General features: G+C 68.9%; 21 protein-coding genes. 16 read left to right on the top strand and 5 right to left on the bottom strand.

Annotation, left to right across the window (positions count from 1 at the left end; translation table 11 throughout):
• Positions 1-70 precede the first annotated feature (70 nt).
• The 6 genes from CHC08_RS20390 (at position 71) to hemL (ending at position 7,610) form a co-directional block, all read left to right on the top strand.
• Positions 71-1,393 (top strand): glutamyl-tRNA reductase, encoded by a 1,323-nt coding sequence (locus CHC08_RS20390; protein ID WP_089208920.1) that lies wholly within the window; start codon positions 71-73, stop codon positions 1,391-1,393.
• Positions 1,394-1,437: 44 nt separating this feature from the next.
• A complete protein-coding gene (gene hemC / locus CHC08_RS20385; protein WP_245878435.1) occupies positions 1,438-2,310 on the top strand; it encodes a hydroxymethylbilane synthase in 873 nt (290 codons plus the stop codon).
• A complete protein-coding gene (locus CHC08_RS20380; protein WP_089208918.1) occupies positions 2,307-3,887 on the top strand; it encodes a bifunctional uroporphyrinogen-III C-methyltransferase/uroporphyrinogen-III synthase in 1,581 nt (526 codons plus the stop codon). The genes hemC and CHC08_RS20380 overlap by 4 nt, the downstream gene beginning before the upstream one ends.
• Positions 3,888-4,215: 328 nt before the next feature.
• Positions 4,216-5,202: a porphobilinogen synthase gene (gene hemB / locus CHC08_RS20375; protein WP_089208917.1), complete on the top strand. Its 987-nt coding sequence runs from the start codon at positions 4,216-4,218 to the stop codon at positions 5,200-5,202.
• Between the two features lie 191 nt (positions 5,203-5,393).
• Complete coding sequence (locus CHC08_RS20370) at positions 5,394-6,035, top strand: bifunctional DNA primase/polymerase (RefSeq protein WP_089208916.1); 642 nt, start codon at positions 5,394-5,396, stop codon at positions 6,033-6,035.
• A 279-nt stretch (positions 6,036-6,314) separates the two neighbouring features.
• Positions 6,315-7,610, top strand: a complete 1,296-nt coding sequence (hemL, locus tag CHC08_RS20365) for a glutamate-1-semialdehyde 2,1-aminomutase (RefSeq protein WP_089208915.1) — start codon at positions 6,315-6,317, stop codon at positions 7,608-7,610.
• A 53-nt stretch (positions 7,611-7,663) separates the two neighbouring features.
• On the opposite strand, the gene CHC08_RS20360 is transcribed toward hemL, so the two are convergent.
• Entirely contained in the window at positions 7,664-8,260 is a 597-nt protein-coding gene (locus CHC08_RS20360; RefSeq protein ID WP_338055691.1) for a Uma2 family endonuclease, read from the bottom strand.
• A 42-nt stretch (positions 8,261-8,302) separates the two neighbouring features.
• Positions 8,303-9,223: an EamA family transporter gene (locus CHC08_RS20355; protein ID WP_089208914.1), complete on the bottom strand. Its 921-nt coding sequence runs from the start codon at positions 9,221-9,223 to the stop codon at positions 8,303-8,305.
• Positions 9,224-9,296: 73 nt separating this feature from the next.
• Between CHC08_RS20355 and CHC08_RS20350 the strand changes: the two genes are divergently transcribed.
• The 6 genes from CHC08_RS20350 (at position 9,297) to ccsA (ending at position 15,223) form a co-directional block, all read left to right on the top strand.
• Entirely contained in the window at positions 9,297-10,196 is a 900-nt protein-coding gene (locus CHC08_RS20350) for a LysR family transcriptional regulator (RefSeq protein ID WP_089208913.1), read from the top strand.
• Between the two features lie 273 nt (positions 10,197-10,469).
• The gene (locus tag CHC08_RS20345; RefSeq protein WP_089209006.1) at positions 10,470-11,108 is read left to right on the top strand and encodes a histidine phosphatase family protein; all 639 of its coding nucleotides are present in this window, start codon (positions 10,470-10,472) and stop codon (positions 11,106-11,108) included.
• A gap of 57 nt (positions 11,109-11,165) precedes the next feature.
• The gene (locus tag CHC08_RS20340; RefSeq protein WP_089208912.1) at positions 11,166-11,744 is read left to right on the top strand and encodes a TlpA family protein disulfide reductase; all 579 of its coding nucleotides are present in this window, start codon (positions 11,166-11,168) and stop codon (positions 11,742-11,744) included.
• A 23-nt stretch (positions 11,745-11,767) separates the two neighbouring features.
• Complete coding sequence (locus CHC08_RS20335) at positions 11,768-12,502, top strand: cytochrome c biogenesis CcdA family protein (RefSeq protein WP_089208911.1); 735 nt, start codon at positions 11,768-11,770, stop codon at positions 12,500-12,502.
• Positions 12,503-12,537: 35 nt separating this feature from the next.
• The gene (gene resB / locus CHC08_RS20330) at positions 12,538-14,238 is read left to right on the top strand and encodes a cytochrome c biogenesis protein ResB (RefSeq protein WP_245878434.1); all 1,701 of its coding nucleotides are present in this window, start codon (positions 12,538-12,540) and stop codon (positions 14,236-14,238) included.
• Positions 14,228-15,223, top strand: coding sequence for a cytochrome c biogenesis protein CcsA (ccsA, locus tag CHC08_RS20325; protein ID WP_089208909.1), 996 nt, complete (start codon positions 14,228-14,230; stop codon positions 15,221-15,223). Before resB ends, ccsA begins: the two co-directional genes overlap by 11 nt.
• A 154-nt stretch (positions 15,224-15,377) precedes the next feature.
• Here ccsA and CHC08_RS20320 read toward each other — a convergent pair whose 3' ends face one another.
• Positions 15,378-15,680 carry a PLD nuclease N-terminal domain-containing protein gene (locus tag CHC08_RS20320; protein WP_239514020.1) on the bottom strand — a complete coding sequence of 101 codons (303 nt, stop codon included), beginning with the start codon at positions 15,678-15,680 and terminating at the stop codon, positions 15,378-15,380.
• A gap of 197 nt (positions 15,681-15,877) precedes the next feature.
• Here CHC08_RS20320 and CHC08_RS20315 point away from each other — a divergent pair, with 197 nt between their 5' ends.
• Positions 15,878-16,636 (top strand): hypothetical protein, encoded by a 759-nt coding sequence (locus tag CHC08_RS20315; protein ID WP_245878433.1) that lies wholly within the window; start codon positions 15,878-15,880, stop codon positions 16,634-16,636.
• A gap of 10 nt (positions 16,637-16,646) precedes the next feature.
• Positions 16,647-16,886, top strand: coding sequence for a hypothetical protein (locus CHC08_RS20310; protein WP_089208906.1), 240 nt, complete (start codon positions 16,647-16,649; stop codon positions 16,884-16,886).
• A 370-nt stretch (positions 16,887-17,256) separates the two neighbouring features.
• Here the strand turns inward: CHC08_RS20310 and CHC08_RS20305 are convergent, their stop codons facing one another.
• A complete protein-coding gene (locus CHC08_RS20305; RefSeq protein ID WP_012887349.1) occupies positions 17,257-17,496 on the bottom strand; it encodes a BldC family transcriptional regulator in 240 nt (79 codons plus the stop codon).
• A gap of 261 nt (positions 17,497-17,757) precedes the next feature.
• Here CHC08_RS20305 and CHC08_RS20300 point away from each other — a divergent pair, with 261 nt between their 5' ends.
• Positions 17,758-17,955 (top strand): DUF4229 domain-containing protein, encoded by a 198-nt coding sequence (locus CHC08_RS20300; RefSeq protein ID WP_089208905.1) that lies wholly within the window; start codon positions 17,758-17,760, stop codon positions 17,953-17,955.
• Here CHC08_RS20300 and CHC08_RS20295 read toward each other — a convergent pair.
• On the bottom strand, positions 17,939-19,204 hold the full coding sequence (locus CHC08_RS20295; RefSeq protein ID WP_089208904.1) for a delta-60 repeat domain-containing protein: 1,266 nt from the start codon (positions 19,202-19,204) through the stop codon (positions 17,939-17,941). The two genes, CHC08_RS20300 and CHC08_RS20295, sit on opposite strands and share 17 nt — an antisense overlap.
• Before the next feature lie 78 nt (positions 19,205-19,282).
• Here CHC08_RS20295 and CHC08_RS20290 point away from each other — a divergent pair, with 78 nt between their 5' ends.
• Positions 19,283-20,008: a demethylmenaquinone methyltransferase gene (locus CHC08_RS20290; protein ID WP_089208903.1), complete on the top strand. Its 726-nt coding sequence runs from the start codon at positions 19,283-19,285 to the stop codon at positions 20,006-20,008.
• Positions 20,009-20,107 lie beyond the last annotated feature (99 nt).

The raw sequence follows: 20,107 nt of genomic DNA, 5'->3' as shown, positions 1-20,107 counted from the left end.
ACATCGTCGGAGTCTCCGGCACGGCAGGCATGAGAGACCACATTCGTTCACGGAGAGCGGGGGAGGGCCGATGAGCGTTCTCGTCGTCGGTCTGAGCCACCGGACGGCTCCGGTGGCCCTGCTGGAGCGCGTGTCCGTCTCCGGTGACGCGCTGGTGAAGTTGCTCCACGACGTTCAGCAGGACGACCACGTCGCCGAGGCCATGGTCGTCTCGTCCTGCAACAGGGTCGAGATCTACGCCGAGGTGGATCGGTTCCACGCCGCGGTGACCGGCGTGTCACAGCTGCTCAGCACCCATTCGGGTGTCCCCATGGAGCAGCTCGCGAGTCATCTCTACGTGCACTACGAGGACCGGGCCGTCGAGCACCTGTTCTCGGTCGGTTCCGGCCTGGACTCGATGGTCGTGGGCGAGGGGCAGATCCTCGGCCAGGTGCGTTCGGCGCTCAGGCTCGCCCAGGAAGAGGGCACGGTCGGCTCGACGCTCAACGAGCTCGTCCAGCAGTCACTGCGGGTGGGCAAGCGCTCCCACACCGAGACCGGCATCGACCGGGCGGGCGCCTCGCTGGTCGGCGTGGGGCTCACCCTCGCCGAACGCGCCCTCGGCCCGATCCAGGGCAAGCGGGCCCTGGTGGTCGGCGCGGGCTCGATGAGCGCCCTGACGGCCGCGACCCTGCAGCGGACCGGCGTCACCGACATCGTGGTGATCAACCGGACCCACGACCGCGCCGTACGGCTGGCGCAGACGGTCGGCGGCCGGGCCGCCGAGTTCGGCGATCTGACGGCGGAGCTGGCCGAGGCCGACCTGGTCATCTCCTGCACCGGCGCCACCGACGTGGTCATCACCCCCGACATGCTGACGCCCAGGGCGATGTTCCTGCTGGACCTCGCCCTGCCGCATGACGTGGACCCCGCCGTACGGCGGCTCCCGGGCGTGACCCTCATCAACCTGGAGTCGATGCAGGACGGCGCGATCGTCGCCGCCACCGACGACGGCGGGCTCGCCGAGGCGGTCACCGCGGTGCGCGGGATCGTCGCCGACGAGGTCTCCGCCTACCTGTCGGCCGAGCGCGCGGCCCGCGTGACCCCCACGGTGGTCGCGCTGCGGAGCAAGGCGGCGCAGGTGGTCGAGGCGGAGCTGGGGCGGCTCGTCTCACGCGTTCCCGAGATCGACGGGCGCGTCCGGGACGAGGTCACCCAGACCGTCAGGCGCGTGGTCGACAAACTGCTCCATGAGCCCACTGTGCGTGTCAAGCAGCTCGCGGAGTCCCCAGCAGGCGATCATTATGCGGAAGCACTGCGTGAGCTGTTCAACCTGGATCCGAAGGTGCCAGACGCGGTGAGACGCGTCGAGACGGTCGACACCAAGCCGAGCAAGAGAGAGGCGGGCCTGTGAACAGCGTTTCTCCTCCGCTCAGGTTGGGCACGAGGCGGAGCCTGATGGCGAGGACCCAGTCGGGTCTGGTCGCCGCCCGCCTCACCGAGCTGACCGGCCGGGCCGTCGAGCTCGTCGGCGTCACCACCTTCGGCGATGTGACCAAGGCGGACCTCACGCAACTCGGCGGGACGGGCGTCTTCGTCAGCGCGCTGCGCGACAAGCTGATCGAGGGCGAGATCGACTTCGCGGTCCACTCGCTGAAGGACCTGCCCACCACGCAGGACCCGCGCGTGGTCATCGCGGCGATCCCGCCGCGCGACGACCCCAGGGACGCCCTGATCAGTACGGCGAAGCTGGCCGACCTGCCGTCCGGCGCGAAGGTCGGCACGGGCTCCCCGCGCAGGATCGCCCAGCTCCGCGTGCTCCGCCCCGACCTGGAATACGTCTCCATCCGCGGTAACGCGGACACCCGGATCGGCAAGGTCACCTCCGGTGAGCTGCAGGGCGTCGTGCTGGCGGCCGCCGGGCTCGGACGACTGGGCCGTGAGGCCGAGATCTCCCAGATTTTCGAGGTGGAGGAGATGCTCCCCGCCCCCGGGCAGGGCGCGCTGGCCGTGGAGTGCAGGTCCGACAGGGCCGACCTCATCGACCTTCTGAGCGTGCTCGACGACGCCAGGACCCGCGCCGCGGTGACCGCCGAGCGCGCGGTGCTCAACGCCCTGGAAGCGGGGTGCGCGGCTCCGGTGGGTGCGTACTCGGCCGATCACGGGCAAGAATTGATTCTGACCGCCGCTGTCGTCGCCGTCGACGGCAAGCGTGCGGTGCGCAAGTCCACCGCCGGGACCTGTTCGGCGCCCATGGATCTGGGCCGCGACCTCGCGGCCGAGATGATCGCCGAAGGGGCTGGCACGTTGATAGGGGAGCGAGCACATTGAGCTCCGGAAGTACCACTTTCGAGCGCCCGGCCGGGTTTGTCGCCTTCGTGGGCGCGGGTCCCGGTGACGAAGGTCTGCTCACGTTACGTGGCGCAGACCTGCTCTCCAGGGCGGACGTCGTCATCCTCGACCAGGAGGCGTACGGCTCGCTGCTGCGTCACTGCCGTGAGAACGTCGAGATCATCGATGCCGCGGAGGAGGGAGCCGTCTCGCCGAAGATCGTCGCGGCGGCCAAGGCCGGCAGCGGCGTCATACGGCTGTGCCCGGGTGACCCGATGTTCTTCTCCTCGATCACCGAGGAGGTCGCGGCCTGCGCCAAGGCGGAGGTGGACTTCGAGGTCGTTCCCGGAGTGACCCCGGCGACGGCGGTGCTCACCTACGCCGGTATCCCCGCGGCGGTGTCGGTGCCGGAGTTCCGGGTCGTGGACGCGACCCAGATCGACGACTGGTCCGCCTACGCCGCCGGTGAGGGCACCCTGGTCATCTACAACGGCATCTCCGAGGCCGTCGTGATCGGCAAGGCACTGATCGCCGCGGGCCGTCCCGACTCGACGCCCGTCGCGATCAGCAGCGCGGGCACCACCACCGAGCAGTACACCGTGGTGACGACCCTCGGCAGGGTGGGGCCCGACCTCAAGCACGCCGGGATGACGGAGCCGGCACTGATCGTCGTCGGCGAGGCCGTCGCCATGCGCGACAGGCTCTCGTGGTTCGAGACCAAGCCGCTGTTCGGCTGGCGGGTGCTCGTGCCCAGGACCAAGGAGCAGTCGGCCAGCCTGGTCGAGCAGCTGCGGTCCTACGGCGCGGTGCCCGAGGAGGTCCCCACGATCTCCGTCGAGCCGCCGCGCACCCCGCAGCAGATGGACAGGGCGATCAAGGGCCTGGTCACGGGACGCTACGAGTGGGTGGCGTTCACCAGCGCGAACGCGGTGAAGGCCGTGCGCGAGAAGTTCGAGGAGTACGGCCTGGACGCCCGCGCGTTCGCCGGGCTCAAGGTCGCCGCCGTGGGCGAGAGCACCGCGCAGGCACTGGTGCAGTTCGGTGTGAAGCCCGACCTGACGCCGTCTGGCGAGCAGTCGTCGGAGGGCCTGCTGGCCGAGTGGCCCCCGTACGACTCGATGCTCGACCCGATCAACCGGGTGCTGCTGCCGCGCGCCGACATCGCGACCGAGACGCTGGTCGCCGGGCTGACCGAGCTCGGCTGGGAGTGCGACGACGTGACCGCCTACCGGACCGTCCGCGCCGCGCCGCCGCCCGCCCCGACCCGTGAGGCCATCAAGGGCGGCGGATTCGACGCGGTGCTGTTCACCTCGTCGAGCACCGTCCGCAACCTGGTGGGCATCGCGGGCAAGCCGCACAACGTCACGGTCATCGCCGTGATCGGCCCGCAGACCGCCAAGACGGCCGAGGAGTTCGGGCTCCGCGTCGACGTGATGTCCGACAAACCATCGGCTTCCGCACTCGCCGCCGCGCTGGCCGAGTATGGTGCGAAGCAGCGCCAGGCCGCGGTCACGGCCGGAGATCTTCCCCGCAGGCCCTCGCAGACCCGGCGGGGAGCCCGGCGCCGCGCCAAGTAACCTTGGTGTGATGGCCGCCGAGAGCGGCGGCGGCGGACGAGGCGTCCACGACGTCACGAGCCGCCGTGGACGGCGAGTCACGTTCGACGGCTCGTCGCGCCGGACGGTGCACCACGATGGACGGTTCGAACTGAACGGTTAGGCACATTGGAGGGCTCGCCGCACTGAACGGTGGAGCACGTTGGACGGCTCGCCGCGTCGAGCGGTGGAGCAACGTTGGGCGACGCGTCGCGTCGAACGGTGGCCGCCTCGGAAGCGGCGCACCGGAACAGACACCGAGGTCCTCCGGCCCGCAGTCCCCTACCGGCCGGGGGAAGGGGGAGACACCATGACCGCACAGTTCCCTGCCGTACGGCCCCGCAGACTCCGTCGTACGGCATCGATGCGCCGGATGGTCGCCGGCACCCGATTGCACCCGGCGGAGCTGGTGCTGCCCATGTTCGTGAAGGAGGGCATCGGCGAGCCGAGCCCGATCGGCTCGATGCCCGGGGTGTTCCAGCACACCCGCGACTCGCTGCGCAAGGCCGCTCACGAGGCGGCCGAGGCGGGGGTCGGCGGGTTGATACTGTTCGGCATCCCCGCGGTGAAGGACGGTCGCGGGTCGGCGGCCGACGATCCGAAGGGGATCGTCCAGCAGGCCGTCGCCGACCTCGTCGCCGACGTGGGTGACACGCTGGTCGTGATGACCGACACCTGCCTGGACGAGTTCACCGACCACGGGCACTGCGGCATCCTGACGCCCGGCGGCGAGGTCGACAACGACGCCACCCTGGAGCGCTACGCGGCCGCCGCGGTGGCTCAGGCCCGAGCGGGATCGCAGGTCATCGCGCCCAGCGGCATGATGGACGGTCAGGTCGCCGCGATCCGTGCGGCGCTGGACGGCGACGGCTTCGAGCAGATCCCGATCCTCGCCTACTCCGCCAAATACGCCTCGGCGTTCTACGGCCCCTTCCGCGAGGCCGCCGAGTGCGCGCCGCAGTTCGGCGACCGCAACGCCTACCAGCAGGACGGGGCGGGGCCGGTTGGAGAGGCGCTGCGCGAGGTCCGGCTGGACCTCGACGAGGGCGCCGACGCCGTGATGGTCAAGCCCGCGCTGGCCTACCTCGACATCCTGCGCCAGGTGCGTGACCTGGTGGACGTGCCGGTGGCCGCCTACCAGGTCAGCGGGGAGTACGCGATGGTCGAGGCCGCGGCGGCGAACGGCTGGGTCGACCGGGATCGAGTGATCATGGAGTCACTGATTGCCATCCGCCGTGCCGGAGCGGACATGATCCTCACCTACTGGGCGACGGAGGTGGCTCGAAAACTGAGGTGAGATGTGCGGCACATGCTGAGAACAGGGGGTTTACCGTCTGCTTATGTGGTCCGTGCGTTAGAGTGCGAGAACCGGTGCGGATGTGTCCCAGGTGACGTGAACCCTGGGCGTTTGACGTCCCTTATTAACCAGCATGTGGATATGTCTTCGCACCCGGGTGCACGCGGGATGCGCGGATGACGGAGGACACAATGGTGGGGGTACCGCTGGTTCGTCGAAGTAGACGGCATGCTCATCCAAAGCAGATGATCAATTCTGTTCTGGAGTATGCCGCGCTGGGCTGGGCGAGCTGTCCCGGCGCACGGCCGCTTCGGGGCGGTTCCCGCTCCTGCTCGTGCGATCGCATCGGCTGTCCCGACCCGGGCGCGCACCCGCTCTCGCGGGCCTGGCAGATGCAGGCCACCACCGACCCCACCCAGCTCACCCACTGGTGGCAGCGCGAGCCCGAGGCGAATGTGATCCTCCCCACGGGCCGGGTCTTCGATGTCTTCGACGTACCGCTCGCCGCGGGGCGCACCGCCCTCGCGAACATGGACTCCGCCGGAGCCGTATCAGGTCCGGTCGCCGACGGCGGCGACCGGATCCTTTTCTACGTGGCCACCCGCAACGCCTCCGAGGACGAGGACGAGTGGTGGTCCTGTGCCCTCGACTTCGGCCCCTCGACCATCGAGGAGATGCCCGGCCTGCGCTGGCACTGCCGCGACAGCTACGTCCTCGCCCCGCCCTCGATCCTGCCGACCGGCCGGCCCGGCTCATGGCTGCGTCCCCCGGACGGCCGCCCGCTGCCGGATCCGCTCCGCGTCCTCGACTGGCTCGCCGACACCTGCGAGTAGGCGCCGGCCGACCGCGCGCCGGTGAGCGTCCCCGCAGAGCGAGTCGGCTGTCCCCGTAGAGCCGGCCGACCGCGCGGTGGTGAGCGTTCTCGTGACGAGGAGCGTCCCGGCCGGTACGAAGACGAACAGACGTGGCGGCGAGCGCTCTCGCGATGGGGAGCATCCCGGCCGGTACGAAGGTGAACGGACGAAGGACTGAGTCTTTCCTCCGGGTGACGGCTGCCTTGCCGCACTCGCCCGTGGAATGGGTCGGCCGCCCTCGTGACTACGCTGGGGGGCGTGAGCCGTACTAAGAACTCCGAGGACCTGTTCGCCCGCGCGCGTGAGATCGTTCCGGGAGGTGTCAACTCTCCGGTCCGGGCCTTCGGCGCCGTCGGTGGCACGCCTCGCTTCATGGTCTCGGGACAGGGGCCCTACATCACCGATGTGGACGGCAACCGCTACGTGGACCTGGTCTGCTCCTGGGGCCCCATGATCCTCGGGCACCGGCACCCGGCCGTGATCGAGGCGCTGGAGGAGGCGCTGAGGGACGGCACCTCGTTCGGTACGGCGACGCCCGGTGAGGTCGAGCTCGCGGAGGAGATCGTCGCCCTGGTGGACCCGGTGGAGAAGGTGCGTCTGGTCAGCTCGGGCACCGAGGCCACCATGTCCGCGGTACGGCTGGCACGCGGCTTCACCGGCCGATCCAAGATCGTCAAGTTCGCGGGCTGCTACCACGGCCACGTGGACGCCCTGCTTGCCGCGGCCGGATCCGGAGTGGTCACCTTCGGCCTGCCCGACACCCCCGGCGTGACCGGCGCCTCCGCCGCCGACACCCTGGTGCTGCCCTACAACTCGATCGAGGCGGTGACCGAGGCGTTCCAGACCTTCGGTCCCGAGATCGCTTGTGTGATCACCGAGGCGTGCCCCGCCAACATGGGCGTCGTCCCGCCGCTGGACGGTTTCAACGCCAAGCTGCGCGAACTCTGCACCGCGCACGGAGCCCTGCTGATCATCGATGAGGTGCTCACCGGTTTCCGGGTGTCGGAGTCCGGCTGGTACGGGCTGGATCCGGTCGACGCCGACCTGATGACCTTCGGCAAGGTCATGGGCGGCGGCCTGCCCGCCGCCGCGTTCGGCGGGCGCGCCGATGTCATGGCCCATCTCGCCCCCGAGGGGCCGGTCTACCAGGCGGGCACCCTCTCCGGTAACCCGCTGGCCTGCGCCGCCGGCCTCGCCACCCTGCGCGCCTGCGACGAGGGGGTCTACGACCGGGTCGACGCCGCGGCCCTGATCATCGGCCGCGCCGTCGCCGACTCCCTGGCCGCCGCGGGTGTGCCGCACCGCCTGCAGCGCGCGGGCAGCCTGTTCTCCATCTTCTTCACCGAGGACCAGGTCACCGACTTCGCCGGGGCCCAGAAGCAGAACGTCACCGCCCACAGGGCGTTCTTCCACGCGATGCTCGACCAGGGCGTCTACCTGCCGCCGTCGGCCTACGAGGCCTGGTTCCTGTCCGCCGCCCACGACGACGACGCTCTGTCCCGCATCGCCGACGCCCTCCCCCTCGCCGCCAAGGCCGCCGCCCAAGCCTCCTAACGGGGCAACCCGTCCATCCCCAGGGCTCAGTTGTTCTTCGGTGACCTGTCCACTTACCGGGGCAGGTTGCCGAGCCCGATGTCGAGGGGGAAGGGGACTGGGACGGTCAGCCGCTCGTGGTGGATACCTGTGAGGCCGTACACACGGGTGGCGGGGTCGAGTTCGTAGACGTAGACGACGGGAGAGCCGTCGTTGTTCTCCACCCGCCAGAAGTGGGTGATGCCGGCCTCGGCGTAGCGCGACGGCTTGGTCTTGCGATCGCGGTCCTCGGACTCGGGTGAGACCACCTCCACGACGAGGTGCACTTCGTCCGGAGTGTAGAAGGCGCGGTCGTCGTCATCGGCGGCCACCTTGTCGACGACGAGCACGTCGGGGCAGGGCCGCATCCTGTGTCCGAGCTTGACGTCCATCCGGTTGACGGCGGCGACGTGCTCGGGAGCATGGGTTTTCAGGCCGACCGTGAGACCGGCGAGAACCCGCTGGTGGAACCGTGTCTGGGAAGCGGCGAAGACAAGTGCTCCGTCGATCAGTTCGACGCGCTCGAAGAAGTCGGGCTCACCGTTCGGCCCCCCCGCCGGAAGGCGGTCGAGGTCATCGGCGGTCCATCCCTGCGGGGGTGGAGCAGGCCAGTGGTCGAATGCGTCACTCACATCGTTCACCGTAACGACGCCCCTGTCGCTCGGTGTGTTCATTCAGATCATCTCTGTCGCTCTCGATTCGTTCTTCCCTGCTCCATCGTTGGCGTGCGGAGGAGAAGCCTGGACGGTGCGAATCGCACGGCGGGGGCGGGTACCGGCGTATAGGACGCCGGAGAGGATCAATGCCCCGGCGGCGAGCTGGGCGGGGGAGATCGGCTCGCCGAGGACGAGGGCGGCCGAGGACATGCCGAAGATGGGGACGAGCAGGGCGTAGGGGGCGACGATCGAGGCGTCGTAGCGCTGGAGGAGGAAGCCCCAGATGCCGAAGCCGCCGAGGGTGGAGATCAGTGCGACGTAGAGGACCGACAGGGTGCCCTCTATCGAGAACTCCAGGTGAGGAACCCCTTCGACCAGCAGGGAAAGGCCCATCATGGGCACGGCCGCCACCGCGCTCATCCAGACCATGAAGCGGAGCGAGCTTGGAGGCGCGGCCTTCCTGACCGCGATGTTTCCCGCGCCCCAGCAGAGCGCCGAGCCGACGACCAGCAGGAAGGCTCCGATCGGGCCGCCGCTCAGCTCCGCGGCGATCAGTGCCAGTCCGGCGAACGCCACCCCCATGCCAGTGATCCGCCGGACGGTGATCCGCTCCTTGAGCAGGACGACCGCGAGGATCACGGTGAAGACCGCCTGGACCTGGACGACGAGCGAGCTCAGTCCGGCGGGCATGCCCGCCCGCATGCCCAGGAGCAGCAGACTGTACTGCCCGACGCCGAGGGTGGCCCCGGCGACGAACACCCGCTTCCAGGGCACGCCCGGACCTCCGACGAACAGCAGCGCGGGGAACGCGGCCAAGGCGAACCGGAGCGCCACGTAGAACAGGGGCGGGAAGTGCCGGAGCCCCACTTCCATGACCACGAAGTTGAAACCCCAGATGGCGGCGAGGCCGATGGCGAGGAAGAGATGCCGGATTCGCATCCTTCATCATCATTTGCACTGATAATTCAGCACAAGCAAGACTTTCTTGCTCTGTCCGTTTAGAATCGCTTACATGTTGGATCTCAACCGCCTCAAGGCGCTTCACGCGGTGTCCGTCTACGGATCGGTGGGCGCGGCGGCCGACGCGCTCATGGTGACGCCGTCCGCGGTCTCCCAGCAACTCGCCAAGCTGGAGCGGGAGATCGGCGCGACGCTGCTGGAACGCAACGGGCGCGGCGTGCGGCTGACCGACGCGGCCGGGTTGCTCGCCGACCACGCCGAGCGCATCCTCGCGCTGGTGGAGACCGCGGAGGCCGACTTCGAGGCGTTGCGCGGGGAGGTCGTCGGACGGCTGAGCCTCGGAGCCTTCCCCACGGCGGCCCGGGGGCTGATGCCCGGCGCACTGGTGCACCTCGGCGAGCGCCACCCCGACCTCCACCTCCAGCTCTACGAACGGGAGCCCGAGCGGCTGGTCCGCGAGGTGGCCAGGGGTGAGATCGACCTCGCGGTGATCCAGGACTGGATGAACCGTCCGGTGGCCATCCCCGAGGGATTGTCCCGGGCGACGCTCTTCGACGACATCGCCGACGTGGTCGTGCCCGCGTCCCATCCGCTGGCGGGCCGGTCCGAGATCGCGCTGGCCGAACTGTCCACGGAGCGATGGATCAGCTCCACACCCGGCACGGTCTGCAGGGACTGGCTGGTCTACACCCTGCGCTCGGCCGAGTTGGAGCCGGTCATCACCTGCATGGTGGACGAATACGCGACCCAGATGGCCCTCGTCGCGGCCGGGCAGGGATGCGCGATCATCCCCCGGCTGGGCCGTGACTTCGTTCCCGAGGGAGCGAGGGTCGTCCCGATCCTGCCGCGCCCGAGCCGCAGGATCTACGCGCTCTGGCGGAGTGACGCGGCCCGCCGCCCGGCGATCCGCGCGGCCGTCGACGCGCTGAGGATCGCCTCCGTCGACCGCTGAGATCGACCGCCGAGGTCGACTACTGAAATGGACCGCCGAGGTCGGCCGCCGAGATGGACCGCCGAGGTCGATCGCTGAGATCGTCACCCGGTGGCTCCATGTGTCGTTGGTGATCTTCCTGGTGACCCCGCGTGCCGCCGGTGGCCAGAGGGGGTGGAGCGGCGGAAGCGACCGCCCGCGAGCCCGGTCCGTCCGCGCGAAGTGGCTGGAGTGGCCGGAGTGGCACACCTGCACGAGCCATCGCTTCTACCTGTGGGTAGGCTGACGGACACCATGGCTGAGACCACCGTCGTCCACCTCCTGCGTCACGGTGAGGTGCACAACCCCGCTAACGTCCTGTACGGCAGACTGCCCGGATACCACCTGTCAGAGAACGGCAGACAGATGGCCGAAACGGTGGCCAAGTCGGTCGCCGGACGCGACGTCACCGCCCTGTTCTGCTCCCCGCTTGAGCGGGCACAGGAGACAGCGGCCCCGTTCGCCTCGACCTTCCACCTGGACGTCACGATCGACGACAGGCTCATCGAGGCGTTGAACATCTTCGAGGGTGTCCCGGTCGGCAAGGGTGAGGCGCTCTTTCGCAGCCCGCGGCACTACCGCCACATGTGGAACCCGCTCCGCCCCTCCTGGGGAGAGCCGTACGCGGACATCGTCAAGCGGATGAGGGGTGCGATCGACACCGCGCGTGAAACGGCGCGCGGTCACGAGGCGATCCTGGTCAGCCACCAGCTCCCGATCTGGGTCATCCGGCTCGCAGCCGAGGGCAGGCGGCTCCCTCACGACCCCCGCCGCAGGCAGTGCGGCCTCGCCAGCCTCACCAGTTTCTCCTTCGAGGGAGACCGGCTGATCAGCGTGGGATACAGCGAACCCGCGGCTGCGCTCGTCAAGCGCCCCACTGTCCCGGGCGCGTGACCCCGCCGATAGAGTGAATGCTCTACCGGTTGTAGTACAGGGAGATTCTGGCCTCTGATGCGCGCAAACTCCGCTGCCGCCGCCGCTGCGGCTGCGCTGCTCCTCGCCGTGACCGGATGCGCCGGCAACCAGGGATCACAGCCGCAGACCGGGGACACCCGCTTCGTGGCCGGTGACGGCAAGATCACCCTGTTCGAGGCAGCCGACCGCAAGGTCGCCCCTGCCGTCGAGGGGGAGACCCTGACGGGAGACGCCGCGACACTCGCCGCGCACAAGGGCAAGGTCGTGGTGCTGAACTTCTGGGCGTCGTGGTGCGCGCCCTGCCGGGCCGAGGCTCCGGTGCTCAAGGACATCGCGGCCAAGACCAAGGCCGACGGCGTCGAGTTTCTCGGCATCGACTTCAAGGACCGCAAGGCCGAGGCACTCGCCTTCGAGCGCAGCCAGGCGACCGGCTACCCGAGCATCTTCGACCAGCCGGGCAAGGTCGCGCTCTCCTTCCAGGGCACGGTTCCTCCCGCGGCCATTCCCTCCACGCTGATCATCGACCGCCAGGGACGGATCGCGGCGAGGGCTCTCGGCGCGGTCAAATACACCGACCTCTTCGACGCGGTCGCCAAGGTCGGCGATGAGAAGTAGCCCGAGGCGGCGGTGGGCCTCCGATGAGCGTTGATCTGGCCGGCCTGGTGGCGGGCGGATCGCTCGCGCTGGCACTGCCGATCGCGGTCGCGGCGGGTCTGGTGTCGTTCCTGTCCCCGTGCGTGCTGCCGCTGGTCCCCGGCTACCTGTCGTACGTGACCGGAATGAGCGCCGACCCCAAGCGGGGGCGCATGGTCGCGGGCATCGTGCTGTTCGTCCTGGGTTTCGCCGCGGTGTTCGTGGTGGGCGGGGCACTCTTCGGCGGGCTCGGCGCGGCGCTGTTCGACAACGCGGACATCATCAAGCGGGTGCTCGGCGCGCTCACGATCGTGCTGGGTCTGGCCTTCATGGGTGTCATCCCCGGCCTGCAGCGTGACTTCCGCATCCACCGGCTTCCGGCCGCGGGTCTCGCCGGAGCGCCGCTGCTCGGCCTGGTCTTCGGCCTCGGCTGGACCCCCTGCATCGGCCCCACTCTCGGGGTCGTGCTCACTCTCGGAATGACCGAGGGCAGCGCCGGGCGCGGCGCGCTGCTCGCCTTCGCCTACGCGCTCGGCCTCGGCCTGCCGTTCGTGGCGGCCGGACTGGCCTACCGCAAGGCGCTGGAGACGTTCAAGGCGGTGCGTAAGCACTCACAGCTGATCACACGGGCAGGCGGTCTCATGCTGGTCGCCGTCGGCCTGCTGCTCGTCACCGGGCTCTGGGAGGAGCTCGTCGCGACGATGCAGGTGTGGATCGGCGGATTCGAGCCGGTGATCTGATGGAGCACGTCGAGCCGACGGCGAAAGAGCGAGCGGTGAGCGAAGCCAATCCCGACCAGGCGACCGGCCCGGCCGCTGCGACCGGCACGGTGGTGGAGGACACTCCCGCCGAGAACGAGAAGAAGCGCGAGGTACGGCCCGCGGGGCTGGGCGTCGTGGGCTGGGCCCGCTGGTTCTGGCGGACGCTCACCTCGATGCGGACCGCGCTGATCCTGCTGTTCCTGTTCGCCCTGGCCTCGATCCCCGGATCGCTCTGGCCGCAGCGCGGCATCTCCGACGCGAAGGTCGCGCAGTATTTCACCGACAGCCCCCGGCTCGCCGAATGGCTGGACAGGTTCTGGCTGTTCGACGCGGTCAGGGCGCCGTGGTTCGCCGCGATCTACCTGCTGCTGTTCCTGTCGCTGATCGGCTGTCTGGTCCCGCGCACTATGGTTCACCTGCGCGAGGTGCGCAAGAAGCCGCCGGCGGCGCCGCGCAACCTGACCCGGCTGCCGCACCATGCCTCGTTCGAAGGTGCCCTGACCATCGAGGAGGCGGCGGCGCGGTTGCGCGCGAAGCGGTTCCGGGTGACCACGGGGCCCGACTGGGTCGCGGCGGAGAAGGGCTTCCTGCGCGAGACCGGCAACCTGGTGTTCCACATCGCCCTGCTCGGCCTGCTGCTCGCGGTCGGGGCGGGCTCGCTGTACGGCTACCGGGGCAACGTGCTGATCGTGGAGGGCGAGGGATTCGCCAACACGGTCGCGGCCTACGACCGCTACATGCCCGGCCAGCGGGTGAACGCCGAGTCGCTGGAGCCGTTCTCCTTCACCCTTCAGGACTTCCAGGCCACCTACGTCGCGACGGGCGAGCGGAGCGGGCAGCCCCTGGACTTCTCGGCCAAGCTCAAGGTCACCGACGCCCCGGGGGCGCCCGAGCACGACTACTCCCTCAAGGTCAACGAGCCGCTGAACGTCAACGGCACGCTGAGCTACCTGATCGACCACGGCTACGCGCCCACCTTCAAGGTCACCGACGGCAAGGGCCAGGTCGCCTTCGACGGGCCGGTGCCCTGCCTGGTCGCCCAGCCGTCCACCTTCGCCTCCGAATGCGTGATCAAGGTCCCGGACGCCCAGCCGGAACAGCTCGGCTTCCTGGTCGCCTTCCTGCCGACCGCCGTCCCGATGGGCAAGGAATGGGTGTCGGTCTTCCCCGGCGCCGCCAACCCGCTCGCCCAGGTGTACGGCTCGTTCGCCGGTGACCTGGGCCTGAAGAACGGCCGGCCGCAGTCGGTCTACGAGATCGAGCCGGCGATTCTCAAGAAGATGAAGCCGCTGGTCATGAAGGCGGATCCACTGGCCGTGGGCAAGAGTCTCGTCCTGCCGAACGGCATGGGCTCGATCGAGTTCACCGGGCTCAAGGAGTGGATCGCCCTGCAGATCACCCACGACCCGGGACGCACGCCCGCGTTCCTGGCCGCGATCCTGATCGTCGGCGGCCTCGTGCTGACCCTGACCGTCCGCCGCCGCAGGGTGTGGGTGCGGATCCAGGACGTCACCCGGGCGACCGGACCGGGACCGGGAGAGCAGGAAGAGGCGGAGGGACGGAGCGAGTCCGGGCCGTCCACGAAGAATCGTCACGAAGACGGCCTCCGTCATGTCGAGGTGGGCGGTCTCACGCGTACCGAAGGTGGCGATTTCAGCGAGGAGTTCGCCGAGATCGTCTCCGCTTTGAACCCAGGAGTGAAGGATGCCCGCTGAGGTCGATGCCGGCCTCGCCACGCTGAGCGATCAGCTCATCTTGGCGACGGTGCTGCTCTACATCTTCGCAATGATTGGCTATGCCCTGAATCTGGCTTTCGGCCAGACCCAGACGCAGGTCGAATCCCCATCCACGTCCGAACCCGTGCTCGCCACGGTCGGCGGCGCGGCCTCGTCCGGCTCGTCTGCCTCGTCTGCCTCGCCCGTCCCAGCCTCCGCCTCCGGCGGGGGCGGGGACCGTACGGAGAAGACGCCTCCCGCCTGGACGGTGTGGGCGGGTCCGATCGCGGTCGGGCTGACCTGGCTCGGCTGGGCCGGGAACCTCGCGTCCATCCTGACCCGCGGCCTGGCCGTGGACCGGTGGCCGTGGGGCAACATGTACGAGTTCGTGGTCGCGATGTGCTTCACGGCGGTGAGCGCGTTCCTGTTCATGCACCTCCGCTACCGGGTCCGCTTCCTGGGCGCGTTCGTCACGGTCGCCGCCGCTCTCGGACTCGGCTTCGCCGTCCTGTACCTGCATGTGCAGGCGGGGCCCGTGGTGCCCGCGCTGAACTCCTACTGGGTCGCGATCCACGTGACGGCGGCGATCATCGCCAGCGGCCTGTTCATCGTGGCGGGCGTCTCCGGCATCCTTTTCATGGTCAGGAAGGACACCGCGGTCCGCCTGCCGTCCCGGCAGGACCTGGAGCGGGTCGCACACCGGGCCATCGTGATCGGCTTCCCGATCTGGACCTTCGCCGTCATCGCCGGCGCGCTCTGGGCGGACAAGGCGTGGGGCCGTTACTGGGGCTGGGACCCCAAGGAGATCTGGGCGTTCATCACCTGGATCGCCTACGCCGCCTATCTGCACGCCCGGGCCACCGCGGGCTGGAAGGGCAAGGCTGCCATGATCGTGCAGCTCATCGCCTTCGGCTGCCTGCTGTTCAACCTCGTCGGCGTGAACATCTTCCTCGGGGGGCTGCACTCCTACGCCGAGGTCCCCTGACGGACCTCTCCACGGGCCTCCGTACGGATCGGGTTTCCGTACGGAGGTTTCCCGGCGGCTGTCTTCATGGAGGTTTCCCGGCGGTCGTCCTCGAACGTCGGCCGACCGGTTCCCGCCGGGACCGGTTCGCCCGGCGGGGTCGAGTGCCGGGTCGCTAGTCCTCGTCGCGCAGCCGTCGTTCGAGGTCCTTGAGGAAGTCGGGGTCGTCGTCGGGGCCCTTCGGGGCCTCGGGACGCTGGGGTTGCTGGTCGTCGGAGAAGAGCGAGCGAGGCGCCTGGGGTCCGGTCGGACGGCCGAGCAGCAGCCAGAACAGGCCACCGACCGGTATCAACAGCACCACGATGATTACCCAGAGGAGTTTGGGAAGGTTCCTTGACTCCTCGTCCGGCGTGGTGATGACGTCGAACAAGCAGTAAAGCCAGAAGGCGATTAGCGCCAGGCCGACAAGCAGGGGCATGCCCGAACTGTAAGCCATTGTGAGCCAGGGTGCGGTCCAGCCTCCCGTTCCTGATGACTGACGAAGATCCAGGTCGTACCGTAGAACTCATAACCGCTTCCGCGGGAGGTGTGATGGCACATTCGGGTTCGGGCGACAAGGGCCGCCATCGACGGCGGTGGTGGCAGCGAGGGCAGTCCCAGCGTGCGGAGAGCGCCGTGAGAGAGGCGCCGCGTGAGGTTCCCCGCGAGCCCGAGCGGCGCATGGGAACGGTCACGGCGCCGGTGGTCGACCGCCCGCAATACACCTGGCAGGACTTCGAGCTGGAGGACGAGAGGCCCAGGGCCCAGCCCAACGCCCCGGACACCCCCTACCTCGGCGACGGCCTGCGCCATTGCGGGCCCCTCGAGCAGATCCTGCACCGCCAGTGGGACTCCAGGCAGGAGTTGCCGCCCCCCGAGGTCGTACGGGCCGTGGAGAGCCTCGCCAGGCTGCCGGACGGGCTGAAGGCCAAGCTGGCCGACGGCCTCAAGGGCATCTACGTCGGCATCGGAGGGGTGCCCGACCTGGACGACATGGGTTATCTGCGCGGTGCGCCGCTGCCCTCGGGGCGGGCGACCTGGGACATCTGCGCCGGAGCGTACGGCGACCGCAAGATCGTGGTGGGAGACCGGCCCTCACCCACTCCCGACGTCATGATGCACGAGGTCGGACATGCCCTCGACGACGTGGACGCCCCCCACGGAGACTGGGTCTCGGACTCTCCGGAGTTCGCCGCGCTCTATGCGCAGTGCGTCCCCGTGCTGGCCTCGGGATTCCATCTGCAACCGGGTGACCTGGGCCGCAAGGAGTTCTTCGCCGACGCCTTCGCCGCCATCGTCTCCCGGCAACGCCCGGCCCTGGTGGACATGCTGGGCGGCGACACGCGGATGGCGCTCAACGTCATGTTGTTCTTCAACCGGCGCTACGGAATCTAGGTGATCTGGGATGTACGTCATCCGGCTCGCTGACGGGACTCTGCGGGTGCCACAGAGCCTGTCCAGCGATGACGGGCGTCTGATCGGCAACGCGTACGTGGAGATCTCCCCGGGGGATCCCGACTACGACCGCTGGCTACCCGAGTCGCTCACGGAGGAGGAATCGGCCGAGCGCCGCCGGCGCTGGCTGGAGGAGAACGACGAGTTGGAGCGGGAGTTCCTGGCCTTCAAAGCGGAGCAGGACAGCTAGAGCCGACGTGGAGCCGTGAGGGTGCTCAGACGCTCTCAGACCGGCGGGGGCGCGGACCTTGGGTGATCGGTCCGGATTTCCGTCCGGTCCAGGTCTCAGGCCGGTGGGGGGGCGCGGGCCTCGGGTCGGCGGGGGACGCACGCGGACTTCAGGCCGGATGGGGGGTGCCTCGCGGACTCTCAGGTCGGCGGAGGGAGTGTGCTCGTGGACTCTCAGGTCCGTGTGGGGCGGTGATCCGGGGGGAGACATGCGGACGGGTGACGGGGGAGGTCACCATCGCGACGCGGAGCGTGGCGATCACGACTCCACGGTGACCCTGCGGCTTCCGGGTAAGGCGCGCAGGATCACCGAGGTGTGACGGCATAAGTCGTCAAACGCGCGGGGACTCGCCTGCCGGCCGTTCGGCCGTCAAAACGTCCTCTCCGCGCAGAAGGGCGTGCACTTCCGACTCACGGAAACGCCGATGCCCTCCGGGGGTACGGATGCTGCTGATGCGGCCTGCCGCGGCCCAGCGTGTAACCGTTTTTGGGTCGACCCGAAAGAGGGCGGCAACCTCTCCGGGCGTCAGCAGACGCTCGCTGCTACTCTCCACAATCTCTCCCCCTCGCATCCCGCTTCCTGCCAGCGGGCGGACAGGTAACCAGTGTGCCGAGCGAAGCCTGATTTATCCGTGGTTTTCAACAAAGATCACGGGTTGTTATCGACTGACTGCCCGATTGTTATATGATAGAGCCTCTTTGAGACTCTCGTGGGTGTTTCTTTACAAAACTGGTCTCTTGGGCACAGTAGCAGCGCTCGCGCCGGATGCGAAGAGTGCCCGCCGCACCCTCGTAACTGTGCTTGAGCGAGCGGGGTGACGTAGCCTTGACGTGTGCATCCCGTCTTCGTATACACCGCGTCCCGGGTCGGTCTACTGGCCGTGAGCCTGGGGGTGCTCTATATCCTCGGCCTGCACCAGCCCCTAATCTTGTTGGTCGCCGCGTTCCTGGTCAGCGGAGTGGCCAGTTACGTCCTGCTCTCCAAGCAGAGGGACGCTGTGAGCGAGCGAATCACTAAGAATCGGGAGTGATCGGCAACGGAAACATGCCGACTCGGGCATGGTACTCGTGACCGAGCTGGGTTGTGTCGCTTCCAACGAGTAATCCGCCGCGATGCGCCAGGAATGCCTTGACACCGATTCCTCGCTCCCTTGTCGGATTCCACGCGAGAGCCTTGCCGGTGCGAGGGTGGATCGCTCCGATTCCTGGCCGTTCCACGGCCCCGGGCCCCGCCGAATCCCTGCCGCGAGGATTGTTCAGCCAGCGCTGGTGACCGCCCACGTAGACGGCCGCCCCAGTAGCGGCCACCGCGTAGAGGGAATCCCCTCCGGTGTGGTTCACCCACGTCGGGTCCACCTCGCCGCCTGCGTGGGTCTCGAAGCGTGCGGTGGTGTCACACATCTTCGGGGCGGCCAGGGGGCCGCCGGTCGTGACGACCGCGAAATAGCTGCCGTCGGGGGCGAAGTCCAGGCCCCGCACGTAACTGGGGAAGTCGTCCTTGCATTTGCCCGCGTAGGCGTCGGTCCGCCAACCGTCGACCTTCGCGGGGGAGACGGTCACGTCGATCAGCCCGAGCTGCGGCCGGGACAGTCCGTCGAGGGTGGTGAAGTCGCCGTCGACCGCCAGCCGGTCCGTGGTGAGGGACATCGCGTAGACCTTGGTACGGCTGCCCCGCGGAGAGCCGGGCTTGATCGCGAAGCTCGGGTCCACGGCGCCGGTGACGGCGTCCAGCCGGGCGAGGGCCGTACGGGAAAGGTGGCCGGCCCGGGTGAAGTCGCCGCCCACGTAGAGGTGGCCGCCGCGCCCGGCCAAGCTGGTGACCGTACCTCCGTAGATCTGCGGGCCGAAGCCGGGCACCCGCGAACCGTCGGACAGCCGGAGCCGGGCCAGGCCCGGGGCCTGCGCGTCGTCGATCGCCGTGAAGGAGCCGCCCACGTACACGGTGCCGCCCGCGCCCGCGGCCAGGGCCTGCACCGGACGGTCGAGGTAGGGCGTGAAACCGGGCAGGATCCGGCCGGTGGTCAGGTCGTAGGCGAAGATGTTGTCGCGTTCGAGGGTCGTCGTGCTTCCGGCGTCGCGCACCTTGCCGAACGAGCCGCCGATGATCACGGTGTTCCCTGCCAGCGCGATGGCGTTGACGATCCCGTCGAGCACGTGGGGAGTGGTGTTCACCGGATTGGCCGAGACGACGCTGCTGTGCTTGATGGTGCCGGCGGCGGCGATCCCGGGAGGGATCAGAAGTATGGCCGCGGCCAGCACGGAAGCGGTTCTGGCAAACATTCGACAATTCCTAGCAGACTCTTGGTAATCGAATGACTACTTTCCGTGGACTGTGTGGTCAGGCCTAGGCTTGTCGGCATGACGCGCGCTTCTTTGGACAAGCAACCGCATGAGGTCGCCGCGATGTTCGATCGCACGGCCCGGCGATATGACCTGGTCAACGACGTTATCTCCTTGGGCCAGGTCCGCCTGTGGCGCAAGGCGACCGCGGCGGCCGTCGACGCGGGTCCCGGTGAGCTGGTCCTCGACCTGGGCGCGGGCACCGGCACCTCCACCGACACGTTCACCACGCTCGGCGCCCGCGCGATCGCCTCGGACTTCTCCCTCGGCATGCTGCGCACCGGGGTGAAGCGGCGAGGCGGCTCGGGCATCTCGGGCGGCGGGGTGCGGGGCGTCAGTTTCATCGCGGGCGACGCGCTCAGGCTGCCCTTCGCCGACGAGGTCTTCGACGCGGTGACCATCTCCACGGCGCTGCGGAACGTCCAGGACACCGAGCACGCGCTGCGCGAGATGCTCCGCGTGGCCAAGCCGGGGGCGCGGCTGGTGATCCTCGAGTTCTCCCACCCAGTGATCAAGTCCTTCGACCTGGTCTACACGGAGTATCTTATGAAGTTGATGCCGCAGGTCGCGAAGCTGGTCGGTTCCAACGATGACTCCTATGAGTATCTGGCGGAGTCGATCAGAGCGTGGCCGGACCAGGCGGGCCTGGCGAAGATCATTCAAAGGGCCGGCTGGGAGCGGGTCGCCTGGCGCAACCTCGCCCTGGGGATCGTGGCGCTTCACCGCGCATATAAGCCCGCATAGAAGATTCGCAGGCGATAGCAGTACCCGCCTGACACTTTGCCCTGCAAAGGCGTTAGACTTCGGCCCGACAAGTTTGTGAAGACCTTCACAAAGGACGAA

Source organism: Streptosporangium subroseum, from assembly GCF_900188345.1.
Taxonomy (GTDB): Bacteria; Actinomycetota; Actinomycetes; order Streptosporangiales; family Streptosporangiaceae; genus Streptosporangium; species Streptosporangium subroseum.
This window is presented reverse-complemented; position numbering and strand designations above follow the sequence as displayed.

Bases quoted from the DNA above. Each gene is read 5' to 3' on its own strand.
- CHC08_RS20390 (WP_089208920.1), top strand. From the start codon at position 71: ATGAGCGTTCTCGTCGTCGGTCTGAGCCACCGGACGGCTCCGGTGGCC.
- hemC (WP_245878435.1), top strand. From the start codon at position 1,438: ATGGCGAGGACCCAGTCGGGTCTGGTCGCCGCCCGCCTCACCGAGCTG.
- hemB (WP_089208917.1), top strand. From the start codon at position 4,216: ATGACCGCACAGTTCCCTGCCGTACGGCCCCGCAGACTCCGTCGTACG.
- CHC08_RS20370 (WP_089208916.1), top strand. From the start codon at position 5,394: ATGGTGGGGGTACCGCTGGTTCGTCGAAGTAGACGGCATGCTCATCCA.
- CHC08_RS20355 (WP_089208914.1), bottom strand. From the start codon at position 9,223: ATGCGAATCCGGCATCTCTTCCTCGCCATCGGCCTCGCCGCCATCTGG.
- CHC08_RS20350 (WP_089208913.1), top strand. From the start codon at position 9,297: ATGTTGGATCTCAACCGCCTCAAGGCGCTTCACGCGGTGTCCGTCTAC.
- CHC08_RS20345 (WP_089209006.1), top strand. From the start codon at position 10,470: ATGGCTGAGACCACCGTCGTCCACCTCCTGCGTCACGGTGAGGTGCAC.
- CHC08_RS20340 (WP_089208912.1), top strand. From the start codon at position 11,166: ATGCGCGCAAACTCCGCTGCCGCCGCCGCTGCGGCTGCGCTGCTCCTC.
- CHC08_RS20335 (WP_089208911.1), top strand. From the start codon at position 11,768: ATGAGCGTTGATCTGGCCGGCCTGGTGGCGGGCGGATCGCTCGCGCTG.
- ccsA (WP_089208909.1), top strand. From the start codon at position 14,228: ATGCCCGCTGAGGTCGATGCCGGCCTCGCCACGCTGAGCGATCAGCTC.
- CHC08_RS20320 (WP_239514020.1), bottom strand. From the start codon at position 15,680: ATGCCCCTGCTTGTCGGCCTGGCGCTAATCGCCTTCTGGCTTTACTGC.
- CHC08_RS20310 (WP_089208906.1), top strand. From the start codon at position 16,647: ATGTACGTCATCCGGCTCGCTGACGGGACTCTGCGGGTGCCACAGAGC.
- CHC08_RS20305 (WP_012887349.1), bottom strand. From the start codon at position 17,496: ATGCGAGGGGGAGAGATTGTGGAGAGTAGCAGCGAGCGTCTGCTGACG.
- CHC08_RS20295 (WP_089208904.1), bottom strand. From the start codon at position 19,204: ATGTTTGCCAGAACCGCTTCCGTGCTGGCCGCGGCCATACTTCTGATC.
- CHC08_RS20290 (WP_089208903.1), top strand. From the start codon at position 19,283: ATGACGCGCGCTTCTTTGGACAAGCAACCGCATGAGGTCGCCGCGATG.